Raw genomic sequence first — 15,621 nt, forward strand, 5'->3', positions numbered from 1 at the left:
GATGAACATCATAAAAAAATAAGATATTTTTTTAAAAATCTGCTAAACATCCCATAACCACGTCCGATAATAGAATTGTCAGGGTTGATAAGCCCTAGAATAAAGGACTTTTTTCAGACAAGGACGTCTGTCAGGTCCCACATACATGGAGGTAATAGGAAATGAGAATTAACCACAATATCGCAGCACTTAACACATTAAACCGTTTGTCTGCAAACAACGGTGCGAGCCAAAAGAACATGGAGAAACTTTCTTCTGGTCTTAAAATCAACCGTGCAGGAGATGACGCAGCAGGTCTTGCAATCTCTGAAAAAATGCGTGGACAAATCCGCGGATTAGAAATGGCTACTAAAAACGCACAAGACGGTATCTCTCTTATCCAAATCGCTGAAGGTGCATTGACTGAAACTCACTCAATCCTTCAACGTGTACGTGAGCTTGTTGTTCAAGCTGGAAACACTGGTACACAAGACGATACAGACCTTGGTGCAATTCAAGATGAGATCAAGGCGCTTGTTGAAGAAATCGGAAATGGTGCAGATAAAAATGGTATCTCTGATCGTACAGAGTTCAACGGTAAAAAATTACTTGACGGTACTTTTAGCGCAAGTGGTGCTGATCCAAAATCATTAACTTTCCAAATCGGTGCTAATGGCGCGCAACAGTTATCAGTTAACATTGAAGCAATGTCTGCTGACAAACTTGGTGCAGTTGATCCAGGTACTGGTGATTTAGTAGCGAACCAAGCTGTATCAAATCTTGATGTCACAAAATTTGCAGCAAACGCAGCTGATGTAGCTGATGTTGGTTTTGATGCACAATTAGGAATTGTTGATGGAGCAATCAAACAAGTTTCAACTCAACGTTCTAAACTTGGTGCAGTTCAAAACCGTCTAGAGCACACAATCAACAACCTTGGTGCTTCTGGTGAAAACTTAACAGCTGCTGAGTCTCGTATCCGTGACGTTGACATGGCGAAAGAAATGAGTGAGTTCACTAAGAACAACATTCTTTCTCAAGCTTCTCAAGCAATGCTTGCACAAGCGAACCAACAGCCACAAAACGTACTTCAATTACTACGTTAATGAAAGGCCCCTTAATGGGGCTTTTTTTTATGCTCTTTTTTCTTCGCTTTTTCTCCTTCTTTTCACTTGTGATTCTTTAATCCCTCTGTTAAATCATGAAAAACGACCTTTAAATTTGGCATACTCTAGCGAAACGATCATATTGAATGAGACTTTTCCCTTATTTATTCCTTTTTTGTTAAACATATTCCATTAAAGTTCGATAAATGGATTGTAAGGCTTACAGAAAAATTCTAATTTAGAACTTTTAGACATGGATGTCTAATTGGTTCAAACACATGGAGGTCATTTAATATGAGAATTAACCACAATATCGCAGCACTTAACACATTGAATCGTCTTTCTACTAACAACGGTTCAAGCCAAAAGAACATGGAGAAACTTTCTTCTGGTCTTCGCATTAATCGCGCAGGGGATGACGCAGCAGGTCTTGCGATCTCTGAAAAAATGAGAAGTCAAATCCGTGGTCTAGAAATGGCTACTAAAAACTCTCAAGATGGTATCTCTCTTATTCAAACGGCTGAAGGCGCATTGACTGAATCTCATGCGATACTTCAACGTATTCGTGAGCTTGTTGTTCAAGCTGGGAACACAGGTACACAGCAGGAAGAGGATTTGGCATCCATTCAAGATGAAATTTCAAACTTGCAAGATGAGATTACAAGTATTTCTACTCGTACAGAGTTTAACGGGAAGAAATTATTAGATGGAACTTATTCGTCTAAGGGTGCTGATGACGGTGGTGAGGCACAAAGCCTTGTATTCCAAATCGGTGCAAACGCAACACAACAAATTACACTTAACATTGAAAACATGGGTGCTTCAGTTTTAGGTACAGATGGGACGGCTGAAGGTGAAGATGGAGCCGGTTCTGTTGCTGGAATCGATGTGACAAAATTTATTAGTGCAAGTGGTGAAGATGGCGAGGAAGCTGCTGGATTTGATGCGCAACTTGGTATTATTGAAACAGCTATTAAGCAAGTGTCTGCTCAGCGATCTAAGCTTGGTGCAGTCCAAAACCGTCTAGAGCACACAATCAACAACCTTAGCGCTTCTGCTGAAAACTTAACAGCTGCTGAGTCTCGTATTCGTGACGTTGATATGGCGAAAGAAATGAGTGAGTTCACAAAGAACAACATTCTTTCTCAAGCTTCTCAAGCAATGCTTGCACAAGCGAACCAACAGCCACAAAACGTACTTCAATTATTACGTTAATTAAAAGCCCCCTTTGAGGGGCTTTTTTTATGTTGATTTTAGCAACAGATGTAATTGAAAATCTGGAACAGCTTCATAGAAGAAAGCTCGATTTAATTCATCATTTTTTTGATCCCACCTATGCCACCAGTTGCGGACCTCACCAGTGGAGTCAGCTTGAATCATGTCTTGCAGCTGCTCTAGGTTGATGATTTTTCTCGGTTCTATTAAGAATGAATGCATACGATGATACGCCTCAAGGCATTTAGGTTGTTTTGTTTGAACGGCATATTGTACATAATAATTGAAAAATTCTTGTACAAATGTCAGATGGGGAATGGGGGTTCCTTTTAATTCGACGCCTTCCCAAGCCATATCCGCAATTGCACAAAGCCACCAGCCAAGCTCATTGGCGTGCTGCATTTGTTGTAAGGTATGCCGTTCAAAAGAAATAAGCTCATCTTCTTGTGCTTGTTTGAGCATACGCTCAAGTGTCTGTGCCTCAAGAGCTGCCTTTGTCATTCCCTGACCATGTATTGGATCTAATGTGCATAAGGCATCACCCATGACCAATAAGCCGCTTGGCCAATCTTCCATTTGTTCATAGTGGTTTCTGACACAAGCCGGAACTCTAAATCCTTTTGGTTTCGTATAGGGAATTAAATGAGTGATGGCTTCTGCTATCGAGGGATTGGTCAGCCTAGCGGTCTCTACATCAAACTGATCAGCGTCCGTTGTTGGATAATGAGAGCCGCCAGCTGCAGAGAGAAGAACCGCTGCTAAATCATGATCTACTCGTTCAAACAGTCCTGTTGGAATTTTTTTATTTGGCTGTCCAACGATGACCATTGGTTCTAGGTTTGGTGCCTCAGATGGTATTTGGTAGTATCTCGTGCTATAGCCAAGAGAGACGATTAGCTCATCTGTCTGCGGCAAGGTTCGTCCTGCGCTTTTCAGCCATTTTGGCAATTTAGACATTCTTCCAGACGTATCAATGACTAAGTCCGCACTCATTTTGTTGATGATTCCAGGCTTTATTCTCCGATCTTTGACCTGTAATCCACTCACTTTAGTCGTTTCTTCTTCAAAAAGAAGAGCGATCGCTTCATGTTTTTCTAAAAATTGAACACGATCCTCACGTAACATTCTTTGCATCAGCACCCACTCTAGCATGGCACGTCGTGTGACAGCTGTTTCTTCAGTATCGGTGAGTACTAACTCGCCATCTTTTGTCATAAATCGAGATGTCTGATGCCATGTGTTGTACCCGCCCATTTCGAGTAATTCTTTTGTATAACCAGGAAATAGACGTTCCACTATTTGTTTGCCTAGTGGCAGCATTCTATGTGGATGAAAAGCTTGAGGTGTGCCAAGACGATTTTCAGGAGCGTCTGGCAATTCGTCCTTTTCAATGATCAATACTTCAAGGTAAAAACTTGATAAAACCTTTGCAGCGAGCATTCCCGTTATTCCGCCTCCGATGACGATCGCCCGCTCATACTTCATGGGTTGTGTCACAACATGCGCCTCCAGTGAATATATCAAATGGTTACATGACCATTTCATCATATGTTGATTTTCTAAGTATAGCAAATTCTCGTTTTTTTGAATATAGAAAGGAATTGGCATACTTTTTACTCGTAAATATGAAAAAAACTTCAATCATGATCATTATTTTTAAAAAATAATGATCAAATTTAAGAGGAATGACCGATAAATACATTAAGGGGGTAGAGAAAATGGATATACTACAGAGTATTGTAACCGCAGCACCTTATATGATGAAGATTTTAAAAGATGAAGTGACGATGGGGGTCATTGATCGAGAAAAATTCTTGCTGTATTTGCCATCAAAAGATGTGGATTTTCAAATACGGACAGGAGATCCCATTAAACCAGATGATCAGAATATGAAAAATGCGCTTAGAGGCGAAACATCAAGTACATTTGTACCTGAATCGGTGTATGGGACGCCTTTAAATGCAATGGGATTGCCGATTTTCGATGAAAATCAACAAGTCATTGGTGCAATCGCTTTAGGTTTTCCACTTAAAAATCAAATAGAACTTGAGGCGTATATGGAGTCATTGAACGACATCATTCAAAGTATTCAAGAAAAAGTACATGTGGTGGCGGCTCATTCAGAAGAGCTCTCTGCGACAAGTGAGGAAATGACATTCCAAACACAGCAAACACTTGAAAGCTCGAAAAAAACTTCAGATATTACAAAAATGATCAAAGGTATCTCTAAACAAACGAGTTTGCTAGGATTGAATGCTTCAATTGAAGCAGCCAGGGCAGGGAAAGAGGGAGCGGGTTTTAGTGTGGTAGCGAGCGAGGTTCAAAAGCTATCAAGCGAAACCTCACGTGCAACAGAAAACATAGAAAGCTCATTGCAAGGGATTTCCTCTAATATACATACATTACTCGAGAGTATGGGCCATATGAAAGGGTCATCTTCAGAACAAGCTTTATTAGTGACGGAGTTTAGTGAAATTGTAGATAGGTTGACGACGGTTAGCAAAGAAATGAAAGAATTTATGCAAAAGGTGATGTCAACGTAAAAAACGAATCCAAAAAGGGTTCGTTTTTTTGCTGGCTCGTTATTTTCTATTTTTCTGATCAAAGCGATAATCGTATGTTTCACCTTTGACCACATTTAAAAACTCATGTCCAATTTGAACGAGCTGTGCATTTTCCCATTTGATCAGAGGATCTTTATCAGGGTACTTCCAGTAGATTGTTTTTTTGTGATGGGTGAGTTTGTTTTCAATTTCTGCTCTGACCGCATTCTCTTTTAGCTTTCCTCCGCTATGTCGATATGTGTTAATGGTATAGGTTCCATCAGGTGATGATATCGAGCGGATGAATGTCCCGTGAGACACGCCTTGAAGAGAGAAGCATTTCCAGTAAATAATTCCGGCGAAGCTAAGACATAAGATGGCAAGGATGATGGTGGTTTTCTTTTTAAACATGAATTCCTCCAGGTGTAGATCGCAATATTCTAATATATGAGAGAGAATACAAAAAGATTCATATAGTCCAAAAGTTCTATTCATTTCAATTATCGGTCATTTTTTCTCAACATTCAACAGTTAGCCCGTAAAGATAAGGAAAATTTAAGGATGCATTCAGATCACACTGGTTATTCGAAAACACTTTACAAAAGAATTTGCGATCAGTAGACTTATGCTCATATAGAGAAATGGGGCAGATGGAATGAATCAAATCATAGATACGTATCAAAATTATGAAGAGCTTTCCGCTCATGAAAGAAAAGGGATCGACTATCAGATTCTTCATCAGCGGAAAGGGGATCAGCTTCTCGTCCTGTCACCTCATGCGGGAGGAATTGAATCTGGTGTGAGCGAGCTGGTCCATGAAGTAGCAACCGATTATTCTATGTATTTATTCGAGGGCCTTAAAGTGAAAGGCAATCATGTTCTTCATATTACGAGCACACGTTTTGATGAGCCGATTTGTCTTTCTCAAGTGCATACACATCATTATACGTTTGCACTCCACGGCTATGGAGAAACAGACGTCCTACAAACTTTAGTTGGCGGTACCGACAGGGAAAAAGCTGCTGAAACAGTGAAGTATCTCACACAAAATGGCTTCCATGCCTTACTTTTATCTGAATCGGATCAATTTGCTGGAACACATCCTCAAAATATTAATAATCAATGCCTCACAGGAAAAAGTGTTCAAATTGAAATTAGCCAAGCTCAGAGAAGAGCTTTCTTTCAAGACTTTAGGCGGAGCCGTAGGCGTGATACACAAACCGAACAATTTTATCAATACACAAATGTACTGAAACAAGTGTTAAGCCTTTATGAATAAACTTCTGACGTCACGTGTGTTGACGCTTTTGTTTGATATTTAGCTTCATTTTCTGCGACCTTGCTGGCTCTCATTAAATAAGAAGTGAATTCTTTTTGAAATTGAATGCCGGCTCTTCGCTGTTCAAATAGAGCAAGCCGTTTTTCAGCAAAATCCCGAGTGACATGAAATGTTTGAGCAATATGCAAAATGGCTTGCTGCCTAAGGTTTGGGAGCGTCATTTGCAGCAGCATAAAAGTCGGAACACAAAAGTGATACATGAATTGTTTTGCTTGAAACTCTTGCAGTTCTCGAAAGAGCTTGTGCATGTTAAAGTGGTTGCCTGTATGCTTCAGCACATGACAAAGCTCGTGGGCGAAATCCTGCCACTGTTCTTCTGACGATAAGGCTCTGTTTAAAATAATACTGTAAAGACCTTGATGTTTGATCATCATGCTGCCAGTATCCTCGTAGTGTACCCATACATGAAATTCAGCGGCGATCCTATGCATGTCTACATAGGCAGGACCGCTTATTTGCAGTTGAGTGTATAACCGTTTAATATCTTCTTCTAAATGGGTTAAAAAATAAGTCATGTCAAAACCTCCATACAAACGTATGTTCTATTTTTGCCGTAAAAGAAAAGTCCATATAGGACTAAATGGCTAATAAAGCTATCGCTTACTTTTTATATCGGCTTGTTTTTAACAATTTTAACATAAAATCAAAGAAAATTGGAAGTTTTTCCTGTTTTTTATTCTATTTTTTTATATTTTACAAAGATAAAACGGCGATTGAATTCAAATTTTACCATAGTCTTATGACGAAAACAAACAAATTTGTCTTACGTTTGCCACCGATTGATGAGCAAGATCAAACATCAATTTAACAAAAAGGAGTGCAAAACATGGTACAAATTTATCAAGATTTTATTCCAGTTGGAAACGGAAATCGGCCAGGATATGCTATGACGCCGCTTTATGTAACTGTGCATAACACAGCCAATACATCTAAGGGAGCTGACGCAAAAAGTCACGCGGCATATGTCAAACGCTCAACAACAGAGGTAAGCTGGCACTTTACAGTGGATGACAAGGAAATTTTTCAGCATCTCCCTTTAAATGAAAATGGATGGCATGCTGGGGATGGACATGGAGATGGCAACCGAAAATCGATTGGCATTGAAATTTGTGAAAATGAGGATGGAAACTTTCAACAAGCTGTCAAACATGCCCAGTGGCTTATTCAAAAGCTTTTAAAAGAACATGGCATTCCATTAGCAAATGTGGTGACGCATCAGCATTGGTCAGGAAAAACATGTCCACGTCTGCTGCTAGCTACATGGGATGAATTTAAAAGAGGAATTGAGACTGCAGGTGATCCGGAAACGGTTATCACATATGTGGTGAAAAGCGGGGATACGCTAACGAGTATTGCCAAAGCCCATGGTGTCACAGTGAGTGATTTACAGACATGGAATCAGATTAGTGACCCGAACATGATTCGAGTTGGACAAGTTCTCAAGATTTATCATGCAGAAGAAAAGCTCAGTTATGAACTGCCAGATGGGGTGTTAAAGGTGACATCACCTCTGACAAAGGGGGAGCATGTACGTCTCGTCCAAAAAGCGCTTGCTGCTGTGTATTTTTATCCTGACAAAACAGCTGTAGATAAGGGCATTGATGGCGTTTATGGGGAAAAAACAGCCAATGCCGTCGCGCGATTTCAACTGATGAATGGTCTAACGAGTGATGGAGTATACGGTCCTAAAACAAAAGTGAAGTTGCTTCAACTATTGAATCAGTGAGTCTTTCTTTTTGGCCGCTTGAATGACGGCTACACTTTTTTCGTGTAATCGGCAGACATAAGGGGATGGCTTAAATTCAGCAAACTGAACATACCTCAATTGTTTAAGTTTCTTTTTCATATTGGCACCTCAATCGTTGCAGCAGTTGGTTTTATTGTATGCAAGTAGATGTGAAAACGGAAGTAGGACGCGGATGAAGTTCCGCGTCCTTTAGTGTAATCAAGCTTTTTTATTTTTATACTCATCTAGGAGCTGTTCATTCTTTTTGAAAATACGCTCCGTATGGGGACTTACTTTGTAATCAGCCATACTAATATGGCGCTTTTTCTTTAAAATCTTAAATGGGTTTTTCTTGCGATTGTTATTATCCCCTTGAAGTGCGTGTTCCATCTTCATCACCTTCCTCTTCGTCAGGCAAGATTAGGTCATAAATCGTTGTAAGTGAAGTCATTAATAAATAGTCGAATTCAGTGACAATATCCTCAGAGGTCAGCTTAATCACAAAGTGTGCATCCGCTACTGAAAACGGGATGAGAACCAATTTGCCGAAATCATCGTAATACACTTCCTGCCTGTCAAGCTTTGCTTGAATGAGCGCTCTCTGATCAAGTGTCCGCAGCAAGTCATCTTTTTGCTCCTGCGTATCATAAGGACAAAGAACTGCTTGAATATTCATTTTTTCTGCAAAAGAATAGATCAGTCGTTCAATTCCCTCTATATAAGCTTCTATACTTCCATAATATACATGGATCGGTTCATTTTTCAATAGGTATTGGTACGTTTTTAGTTTATTGAGGTAAGAATGAAGCAGGTCGTTATTTTGTTCTAGGAGTTGATGGGTGTCGGTTTCAAGTTCATGATTTCCGAGTTTTTTTATATAGGAGCTGAGGAAAATAAAGGCATCAGTTAATGCGAAAAAAACAGCAATAATCAGGTAGTGCATCCAATCGGTGAAGATTGAAGCAGGGTCATTTGTCCAGTACACAACAGCACCCGCTACATAAATCCAATACCACGTTTTACGAATCGCAAACATCTTTTCTTTTACTTTTTGTTCAAAGCGCCATACCGCAAATACATATACAGCAAGAGCACCTAGCAATAACCAAACAGTCAATTGAAAAAATAATAGCATGTTCTTCTCTCCCATAGACAGATGGATACTTACTTTATTTCTATGGATATGATTGGAAACCCTGCTTCATGAAAAAATGGCTCGCAGGAAAAGAGCATTTTGAGGATGCAAACAAATAAAAAAGACCTGTTAGACAGGTCTTTGATATTAAAGAATCGCATTTAACACAAAGTATATAAGTGCCCCTAGAGTTCCCGAAATCGGTAATGTGATCACCCAAGTGACAAGCATACGTTTTGCCGTACCCCAGTTGACTCCTTTTACTCTATGTGCAGATCCTACACCTAGAATAGAAGATGAGATCACGTGAGTGGTACTAACCGGTAAGTGAATAAATGTTGCACCGAAGATAATAGCTGCACCCGTTAAGTCTGCAGATACTCCGTTTACTGGACGAATCTTCATGATTTTACCGCCGACTGTTTTAATAATCTTCCAGCCGCCAATAGACGTACCTAGTCCCATTGCAAGCGCACAAGAGAATTGTACCCAGAAAGGAATGTCGTCTGTTGTATGCAAATTACCTGCAATTAAAGCCATCGTAATAATTCCCATCGCTTTTTGCGCATCGTTTGTTCCGTGGGTATACGATTGCAGTGCAGCCGTTAAAATTTGAACACGTCGGAATTGTTTATTTGTTTTTGCGAGATTGTTGTTTCGGAATATAATTTTGATAATGGTATACACGATATATCCCAAAACAAAAGCCAGGATAGGTGAAAGCAATAGTGCTTGAATGATTTTAATGAATCCTGAATAGTTTAAAGCGCCAAAACCAGCAGAGGCAATAACAGCTCCTGCAATTGACCCGATCAGTGCGTGTGAAGAACTACTCGGAATCCCGTAATACCAAGTAAGCAAGTTCCAAGTAATGGCTGCAATTAAAGCAGCCAAAATGACGACAGATCCGTTTTGAAGTGTAAAAGGATCTGCGATGTCTTTTGTAATGGACTTTGCCACACCTGTAAATGTCATTGCTCCTAAGAAGTTCATAAACGCTGCCATAATAATAGCATGTCTTGGCTTTAACGCCTTTGTTGAAACAGAAGTAGCAATGGCATTTGCTGTATCGTGGAATCCGTTAATGAAATCAAAAGCAAGTGCACAAATGACAATAAGTATGGTAAGGATGAGTAAAGTATCCATGTTTAACTAACCCCGTTACGCATTCTTCATAATGATTGTTTCTAGATTGTTGGCAACACTTTGACAGGAATCTGCGATTTCTTCAAGTGTTTCGTAAATTTCTTTGTATTGAATGACCTTAATTGGATCTGTTTCTTTTCCAAACAAGTTCTTTAGTGATTTGCGGTGAAGATTGTCACAATTATGCTCAATCTCTTTAATTTTGATTGCGTGCGGATGAATATCTTTCAAGCGATTATCAGCCAGTAATTCAATAGTCGTTAAAATTTCTTTCGCACATTCTCTGATGTAGTGGCTGAATTTGTCGATATGTTCGTCAGAGCTTGTAATTGAATAAATTTCTAAAGTTGCTGAAAAATGCTCAATGCCGTCTAAAACATCGTCGAGGCTATTCGTCAATTGAAGAATGTCTTCACGTTCAATCGGTGTAATAAAGGCTTTGTTCAGCTCTTTAATCATGGTATGAACATGATTATCACCTTTTGTCTCATATTCCTTCAATGTGTCAGAAAATTCTTTCAGAGTGGTTTGATTTGTTACTTTATAGCTAACAAAATACTCAGCAGTTTCATCTAAATTTTTAGCAATTTCCGTTAACAAGACGGAAAACTTGTCTTTTTTCCTTTTTAACATGTAAAAACCCTCCATTGTATAAATGAGACAATGCACACATCAAATAATTATATATTCTTTTGTCGAAAAAAAACAGGTGTAGTCGAAAATTTCTTCACTTTTTCTATTTGATCTTATTCTGACCTAAAGATGTGATCTCAACTCACCTTTTTCAGAAAGGGGAAAAGAAAGCAAAAAAGCGGACCATTTTTGGCACCGCTTAAAAGTTAAGAAGCTGAATAAACAAGCTTAAATCGCTCACAAACAAGAAGCATATCTTCCTTAAATGTTAATCCGTACGGCTTAAGGGCTTCTGTGAAAAATTCTTCATGTTCTTTGTACCAATAGTCATATGAAAGATCGCCTTCACCTTCTGCTTTTGCAAATGATTCAGGAACTTCATTCATTGGCATGATATCTACTTGTGTGATCTCTATGATGGCTTTTGGTTCCTCTTGGCTGTCCAAAATGACCGCATATTGACCGGGTTTTGGAAGAGGCTCTTGTTCTTTTTCGTAAAAAAGGTATCCAGAACAAGTGGCTGTTTTTTTTCCTTGTTGTACAAGGTCAAGCAAGTGATCTGGATTTGCGCCAAATGCCCAAGCAGAAACAGAGGCGTGATCAGGAGTTTTTTCTGATTTTTCTTCCCAATAAGATTCCCAAAATAAAGTGCTTTTGTGGTTCATTCTTTTTCCCCCTTTGTTATGAGTTTATTATATCGTGAAGTTTCAAACTTGGAAAACGTATGTCTTTATTACTACAAGATGTGCATGTCATATGTTTTGAAAACATGCGTTTTGTTTGGCAGATATAGGATGATAGAATGAAAAATTTTGAAATTTTAGAATAATCTATTGTATTCTGGTCAAGAAGTCGGTAAGGTCAAAGTAAGAATATGGAAGGGGTGTTGTTCATGAAACGCATTTCTCTAACTGTTTTGTCCATATGTCTGTTTGTTTTCTCGTTTTTCCTGCCGGTCAGCCAAGTCACTGCAAACGAAACTCATGGGAATAAAGTAGCTGTTGGCAAAGATGGTATGGTGGCTACTGCACATCCGCTTGCATCGGAGATTGGTGCTGACGTATTGAAAAAAGGTGGGAACGCAGTGGATGCTGCTGTTGCCATTCAGTACGCACTTAACGTAACAGAGCCAATGATGTCTGGAATTGGCGGCGGCGGATTTATGATGGTTTATGATGGGAAGACAAAGGAAACTTCCATCATCAATAGCAGAGAGCGAGCACCACAGGGCGCAACACCTGACATGTTTTTAACAGATGATGGGAAAGTGATTCCGTTCTCTGAGCGATCTACACATGGAAATGCGGTAGGTGTTCCAGGGACTGTAAAAGGTCTTGAAGCTGCATTAGATAAGTGGGGTACTCGTTCTATGAAGGAATTGATTGAGCCCTCCATTCAACTTGCAGAAGATGGTTTTGAAATTGATTCTGTCTTGGCAAATGCGATTGATGATCACCAAGGAAAATTGAAAAAAACGGCCGCAGCGCCAATTTTTCTTCCAAATGATCAGCCGCTCGAAGAAGGAGATCTGCTTGTCCAACCAGGTCTTGCAAAAACATTTAAACTCATTGCGAAAAAAGGAAGCAAAGCGTTTTATGAAGGAAAAGTAGCAAAGGCACTTGCAAATACAGTTCAAGATTTTGGCGGGACGATGACTTCAAAAGATATCAAACGTTATGAAGTCAAGACTGACAAGCCAATCTGGGGAGACTATAAAGGATATCAGCTTGCAAGCATGCCTCCACCAAGCTCAGGCGGGGTGTTTATGCTACAAATTCTCAAAATACTTGACCATTTTAACCTGTCTCAGTATGACCCCAAATCATTCGAAAAATATCAGCTGCTTGCTGAAACAATGCACCTCTCCTATGCTGACAGAGCCGCATATGCCGGCGACCCCGAATTCGTAGATGTTCCACTAAAAGGACTACTAGACGATGATTACATTTCAGAAAGAGCCTCTCTCATTCAATTAGATCAAATGAATCGCAGCCCGAAAGAAGGAGATCCTTGGGCATATGAGGATGAGAAAAATCCATCCCCAATTGTTCCTCAGCCAGAAGATAAAACCATTGGTGAGACGACCCATTTTACTGTTGCAGATCAGTGGGGAAATGTTGTGTCATTTACAACAACCATTGAACAATTATTTGGTACAGGGATACTTGTTCCAGAGTATGGATTTTTCTTAAATAATGAACTGACTGATTTTGATGCAAGACCTGGCGGGGCAAATGAAGTCCAGCCCAATAAACGTCCGTTATCAAGTATGACTCCGACGATCATTTTTAAAGATGGAGAGCCTGTCATGACTGTTGGGTCTCCTGGTGGAACGACGATCATTGCTTCTGTTTCACAGACGATTCTCAATTTACTTGAATATGACATGGAGCTTCAAGATGCCGTAGAAGAGCCAAGAATCTACACAAACAGCTTAACTTCGTATCGTTATGAAGTAGGTGTCCCTCTAGATGTAAGAACAAAGTTAAATGATATGGGTCACCAGTTTGGCAGTTCCCCTATTGATATAGGGAATGTGCAAGCTTTACTGATTGATCGAAAAGCAGGGACATTTACTGGAGTAGCTGATTCAACGAGAAATGGAACTGCTGTAGGTGTCAATCTAAAGGTAGCTGCAGATCAATAGCATTTCCCGGGAAAAGAAGCGCCTCATCAAGAAGGCGTTTCTTTTTAGTTTTCATTAAAATAAAAACACAGTTGACACCTGTGAATAGTTTGAATAATATATAGACTAACATCAATCATACATAGCTGATCGGACAACCGAAGGCTCTTGGCATTGACGTACAGGACTTTTTTGTACTTCAATCGCTGAGGGCCTTTTTTGCGTATAGAACTGAAAACGGCAAGGTTGGTGTCACTATTCAATGTGAAAGGGAGCGGATAACATGAAAAAATGGATATGGATTTCTATTGCGATGACACTTTTCATCATCACAAGTGCTGCATGCTCAAATGCGAATGAAGCCTCAAATCAAAAGGGAAAGGTTGAGCTGTTGAATGTGTCATACGATCCTACACGTGAATTGTATCAGGAATACAATCAAGCCTTTCAGACTTATTGGAAAGACAAAACCGGTGAGGATGTGACAATACAGCAGTCTCATGGAGGGTCAGGTAAGCAGGGGAGATCGATTATTGATGGACTCGAAGCAGACGTGGCTACACTTGCTCTTGGGTACGACATTGATGCCATTGCAGATCGAGGGCTACTTTCAAAGGATTGGCAAAAAGAATTTCCGAATCAGTCCACACCTTATACGTCTACTATTGTGTTTCTTGTGAAGAAAGGAAACCCCAAAAAAATTAAAGACTGGGATGACTTGATTCAGCCGGGTGTATCTATCATCACACCAAATCCAAAAACGTCAGGCGGTGCAAGATGGAATTATTTAGCCGCATGGGCATATGCAGATAAAACCTTTCATGGGGATGAAGAAAAAACGAAGGATTTTGTGAAAAAGTTATATGAGCATGTCGAGGTGCTCGATTCAGGTGCTCGTGGCGCCACAACAACTTTTGTCGAGCGCGGTCTTGGTGACGTGTTAATTGCTTGGGAAAATGAAGCCTATTTAACACTGCATGAATTAGGCAAAGACAAATTTGAGATTGTCAGTCCCTCCATTAGTATTTTAGCAGAGCCGCCCGTTGCTGTTGTCGACCAAAATGTGAAACGAAAAGGAACAGAGAAAGTGGCAAAGGCTTATTTAGATTATTTGTATTCTAAAAAAGGACAGGAAATTGCGGCTAAAAACTATTATCGCCCAAGAAATCAAGAAGTGCTAAACAAATATAAAGATCAATTTAAAGAGATTGATATGGTGACCATTGATCAGGCATTTGGCGGATGGCGAAAGGCGCAGAAAAGATTTTTTGATGATGGCGGATTATTTGATCAAATATATAGCGGACAAAAATAGGGGGCGACGTGATGAAGAAAGGCTATGCTGCCGCCAATAAAAGAAAACGTGTATTGCCTGGATTCGGGCTGAGTCTCGGAGTGACACTTGTTTATGTCAGTGCGATTGTCGTGATTCCTTTATCTATGGTATTTATTTGGACGGCTTCATTAGGAGCAGAAGGAATTTGGAATGTCTTTAGTGATGCGCGGGTGCTAAAGTCGCTGCAGCTTACGGTTACGACTTCTTTTGCAGCTGCACTCATCAATGCAGGTTTCGGTGTACTGATCGCATGGGTTCTCACGCGGTACTCGTTTCCAGGAAAGAACATCCTGGATGCCCTCATCGATTTGCCGTTTGCTCTTCCAACGGCAGTGGCTGGCATCGCTTTGACGACTCTATATTCTCCGAATGGGTGGATTGGGCAATTTTTGCATGTGAAGGTGGCATACACCCCGCTCGGTATTATTTTGGCACTGATTTTTATTGGCGTTCCATTTGTCATAAGAACGGTTCAACCGGTCATTGAGGGGCTTGAGCAGGAAGTGGAAGAGGCCGCAGCTATACTTGGTGCTACAAGAAAACAGACCTTTTTTCATGTACTGCTGCCTGCCTTGTTTCCAGCGGTGCTGACTGGATTTTCTCTTGCATTTGCAAGAGCACTCGGTGAATATGGCTCCGTTGTGTTTATAGCGGGAAATATTCCGTTTAAAACAGAGATTACACCACTGATGATCATGTCTAAGCTTGAGCAGTATGATTATCAAGGTGCCGCAGCCATTGCCTGTTTCATGCTGCTCTTATCATTCGTCATTTTGTTATTGATTCACGGATTGCAGTGGTTTGTCGAGCGGAAAAAACAAGTGGAAGTGAGGTGAG

General features: G+C 40.1%; 17 protein-coding genes. 8 read left to right on the top strand and 9 right to left on the bottom strand.

The features are described from left to right. The first annotated feature begins 161 nt into the window (after nt 1-161). Together hag (NSQ52_RS06155) and hag (NSQ52_RS06160) are read left to right on the top strand one after the other, a co-directional pair. Nucleotides 162-1,085, top strand: coding sequence for a flagellin Hag (gene hag / locus NSQ52_RS06155; protein ID WP_342474007.1), 924 nt, complete (start codon nt 162-164; stop codon nt 1,083-1,085). Nucleotides 1,086-1,379: 294 nt separating this feature from the next. Further along, the gene (gene hag / locus NSQ52_RS06160) at nt 1,380-2,300 is read left to right on the top strand and encodes a flagellin Hag (protein WP_041092274.1); all 921 of its coding nucleotides are present in this window, start codon (nt 1,380-1,382) and stop codon (nt 2,298-2,300) included. Between the two features lie 27 nt (nt 2,301-2,327). On the opposite strand, the gene NSQ52_RS06165 is transcribed toward hag (NSQ52_RS06160), so the two are convergent. After that, nucleotides 2,328-3,797 carry an FAD-dependent monooxygenase gene (locus NSQ52_RS06165; protein WP_342474008.1) on the bottom strand — a complete coding sequence of 490 codons (1,470 nt, stop codon included), beginning with the start codon at nt 3,795-3,797 and terminating at the stop codon, nt 2,328-2,330. Between the two features lie 221 nt (nt 3,798-4,018). On the opposite strand from NSQ52_RS06165, the gene NSQ52_RS06170 reads away from it, so the two are divergent. Then, a complete protein-coding gene (locus tag NSQ52_RS06170) occupies nt 4,019-4,843 on the top strand; it encodes a methyl-accepting chemotaxis protein (protein ID WP_019743472.1) in 825 nt (274 codons plus the stop codon). A 39-nt stretch (nt 4,844-4,882) separates the two neighbouring features. On the opposite strand, the gene NSQ52_RS06175 is transcribed toward NSQ52_RS06170, so the two are convergent. Beyond that, nucleotides 4,883-5,254 carry a DUF5412 domain-containing protein gene (locus NSQ52_RS06175; RefSeq protein WP_017359605.1) on the bottom strand — a complete coding sequence of 124 codons (372 nt, stop codon included), beginning with the start codon at nt 5,252-5,254 and terminating at the stop codon, nt 4,883-4,885. Between the two features lie 244 nt (nt 5,255-5,498). Here NSQ52_RS06175 and NSQ52_RS06180 point away from each other — a divergent pair, with 244 nt between their 5' ends. Further along, on the top strand, nt 5,499-6,122 hold the full coding sequence (locus tag NSQ52_RS06180) for a poly-gamma-glutamate hydrolase family protein (protein WP_024719586.1): 624 nt from the start codon (nt 5,499-5,501) through the stop codon (nt 6,120-6,122). Here the strand turns inward: NSQ52_RS06180 and NSQ52_RS06185 are convergent. After that, complete coding sequence (locus NSQ52_RS06185) at nt 6,113-6,697, bottom strand: ImmA/IrrE family metallo-endopeptidase (RefSeq protein ID WP_342474009.1); 585 nt, start codon at nt 6,695-6,697, stop codon at nt 6,113-6,115. The genes NSQ52_RS06180 and NSQ52_RS06185 overlap by 10 nt on opposite strands. Before the next feature lie 311 nt (nt 6,698-7,008). On the opposite strand from NSQ52_RS06185, the gene NSQ52_RS06190 reads away from it, so the two are divergent. Beyond that, nucleotides 7,009-7,908: an N-acetylmuramoyl-L-alanine amidase gene (locus NSQ52_RS06190; protein ID WP_017359601.1), complete on the top strand. Its 900-nt coding sequence runs from the start codon at nt 7,009-7,011 to the stop codon at nt 7,906-7,908. On the opposite strand, the gene NSQ52_RS06195 is transcribed toward NSQ52_RS06190, so the two are convergent. From NSQ52_RS06195 to NSQ52_RS06220, 6 genes are all read right to left on the bottom strand, one after another. Further along, a complete protein-coding gene (locus NSQ52_RS06195; RefSeq protein ID WP_017359600.1) occupies nt 7,894-8,028 on the bottom strand; it encodes a hypothetical protein in 135 nt (44 codons plus the stop codon). The genes NSQ52_RS06190 and NSQ52_RS06195 overlap by 15 nt on opposite strands. A 99-nt stretch (nt 8,029-8,127) precedes the next feature. Continuing rightward, nucleotides 8,128-8,304 (bottom strand): type II toxin-antitoxin system SpoIISB family antitoxin, encoded by a 177-nt coding sequence (locus tag NSQ52_RS06200; protein ID WP_008346289.1) that lies wholly within the window; start codon nt 8,302-8,304, stop codon nt 8,128-8,130. Continuing rightward, a complete protein-coding gene (locus NSQ52_RS06205) occupies nt 8,273-9,043 on the bottom strand; it encodes a type II toxin-antitoxin system SpoIISA family toxin (protein ID WP_019743468.1) in 771 nt (256 codons plus the stop codon). The genes NSQ52_RS06200 and NSQ52_RS06205 overlap by 32 nt, the downstream gene beginning before the upstream one ends. A gap of 147 nt (nt 9,044-9,190) precedes the next feature. Then, nucleotides 9,191-10,189, bottom strand: coding sequence for an inorganic phosphate transporter (locus tag NSQ52_RS06210; protein ID WP_017359158.1), 999 nt, complete (start codon nt 10,187-10,189; stop codon nt 9,191-9,193). A 15-nt stretch (nt 10,190-10,204) separates the two neighbouring features. Then, nucleotides 10,205-10,822 carry a DUF47 domain-containing protein gene (locus tag NSQ52_RS06215; RefSeq protein WP_017359157.1) on the bottom strand — a complete coding sequence of 206 codons (618 nt, stop codon included), beginning with the start codon at nt 10,820-10,822 and terminating at the stop codon, nt 10,205-10,207. Nucleotides 10,823-11,028: 206 nt separating this feature from the next. Then, on the bottom strand, nt 11,029-11,487 hold the full coding sequence (locus NSQ52_RS06220; RefSeq protein WP_073414248.1) for an ASCH domain-containing protein: 459 nt from the start codon (nt 11,485-11,487) through the stop codon (nt 11,029-11,031). A gap of 227 nt (nt 11,488-11,714) precedes the next feature. Here NSQ52_RS06220 and ggt point away from each other — a divergent pair, with 227 nt between their 5' ends. From ggt to cysT, 3 genes are all read left to right on the top strand, one after another. Then, nucleotides 11,715-13,469: a gamma-glutamyltransferase gene (gene ggt / locus NSQ52_RS06225; RefSeq protein WP_072367653.1), complete on the top strand. Its 1,755-nt coding sequence runs from the start codon at nt 11,715-11,717 to the stop codon at nt 13,467-13,469. Between the two features lie 262 nt (nt 13,470-13,731). After that, nucleotides 13,732-14,763, top strand: a complete 1,032-nt coding sequence (locus tag NSQ52_RS06230) for a sulfate ABC transporter substrate-binding protein (RefSeq protein ID WP_045034931.1) — start codon at nt 13,732-13,734, stop codon at nt 14,761-14,763. Nucleotides 14,764-14,774: 11 nt separating this feature from the next. Next, a complete protein-coding gene (gene cysT, locus NSQ52_RS06235) occupies nt 14,775-15,620 on the top strand; it encodes a sulfate ABC transporter permease subunit CysT (protein WP_024719596.1) in 846 nt (281 codons plus the stop codon). Nucleotide 15,621 lies beyond the last annotated feature (1 nt).

Source organism: Bacillus sp. FSL W8-1141 (assembly GCF_038593205.1).
GTDB classification, from domain to species: Bacteria; Bacillota; Bacilli; order Bacillales; family Bacillaceae; genus Bacillus; species Bacillus altitudinis.

Bases quoted from the DNA above. Each gene is read 5' to 3' on its own strand.
- hag (WP_342474007.1), top strand. From the start codon at position 162: ATGAGAATTAACCACAATATCGCAGCACTTAACACATTAAACCGTTTG.
- hag (WP_041092274.1), top strand. From the start codon at position 1,380: ATGAGAATTAACCACAATATCGCAGCACTTAACACATTGAATCGTCTT.
- NSQ52_RS06170 (WP_019743472.1), top strand. From the start codon at position 4,019: ATGGATATACTACAGAGTATTGTAACCGCAGCACCTTATATGATGAAG.
- NSQ52_RS06175 (WP_017359605.1), bottom strand. From the start codon at position 5,254: ATGTTTAAAAAGAAAACCACCATCATCCTTGCCATCTTATGTCTTAGC.
- NSQ52_RS06180 (WP_024719586.1), top strand. From the start codon at position 5,499: ATGAATCAAATCATAGATACGTATCAAAATTATGAAGAGCTTTCCGCT.
- NSQ52_RS06185 (WP_342474009.1), bottom strand. From the start codon at position 6,697: ATGACTTATTTTTTAACCCATTTAGAAGAAGATATTAAACGGTTATAC.
- NSQ52_RS06190 (WP_017359601.1), top strand. From the start codon at position 7,009: ATGGTACAAATTTATCAAGATTTTATTCCAGTTGGAAACGGAAATCGG.
- NSQ52_RS06195 (WP_017359600.1), bottom strand. From the start codon at position 8,028: ATGAAAAAGAAACTTAAACAATTGAGGTATGTTCAGTTTGCTGAATTT.
- NSQ52_RS06200 (WP_008346289.1), bottom strand. From the start codon at position 8,304: ATGAAGATGGAACACGCACTTCAAGGGGATAATAACAATCGCAAGAAA.
- NSQ52_RS06205 (WP_019743468.1), bottom strand. From the start codon at position 9,043: ATGCTATTATTTTTTCAATTGACTGTTTGGTTATTGCTAGGTGCTCTT.
- NSQ52_RS06210 (WP_017359158.1), bottom strand. From the start codon at position 10,189: ATGGATACTTTACTCATCCTTACCATACTTATTGTCATTTGTGCACTT.
- NSQ52_RS06215 (WP_017359157.1), bottom strand. From the start codon at position 10,822: ATGTTAAAAAGGAAAAAAGACAAGTTTTCCGTCTTGTTAACGGAAATT.
- NSQ52_RS06220 (WP_073414248.1), bottom strand. From the start codon at position 11,487: ATGAACCACAAAAGCACTTTATTTTGGGAATCTTATTGGGAAGAAAAA.
- ggt (WP_072367653.1), top strand. From the start codon at position 11,715: ATGAAACGCATTTCTCTAACTGTTTTGTCCATATGTCTGTTTGTTTTC.
- NSQ52_RS06230 (WP_045034931.1), top strand. From the start codon at position 13,732: ATGAAAAAATGGATATGGATTTCTATTGCGATGACACTTTTCATCATC.
- cysT (WP_024719596.1), top strand. From the start codon at position 14,775: ATGAAGAAAGGCTATGCTGCCGCCAATAAAAGAAAACGTGTATTGCCT.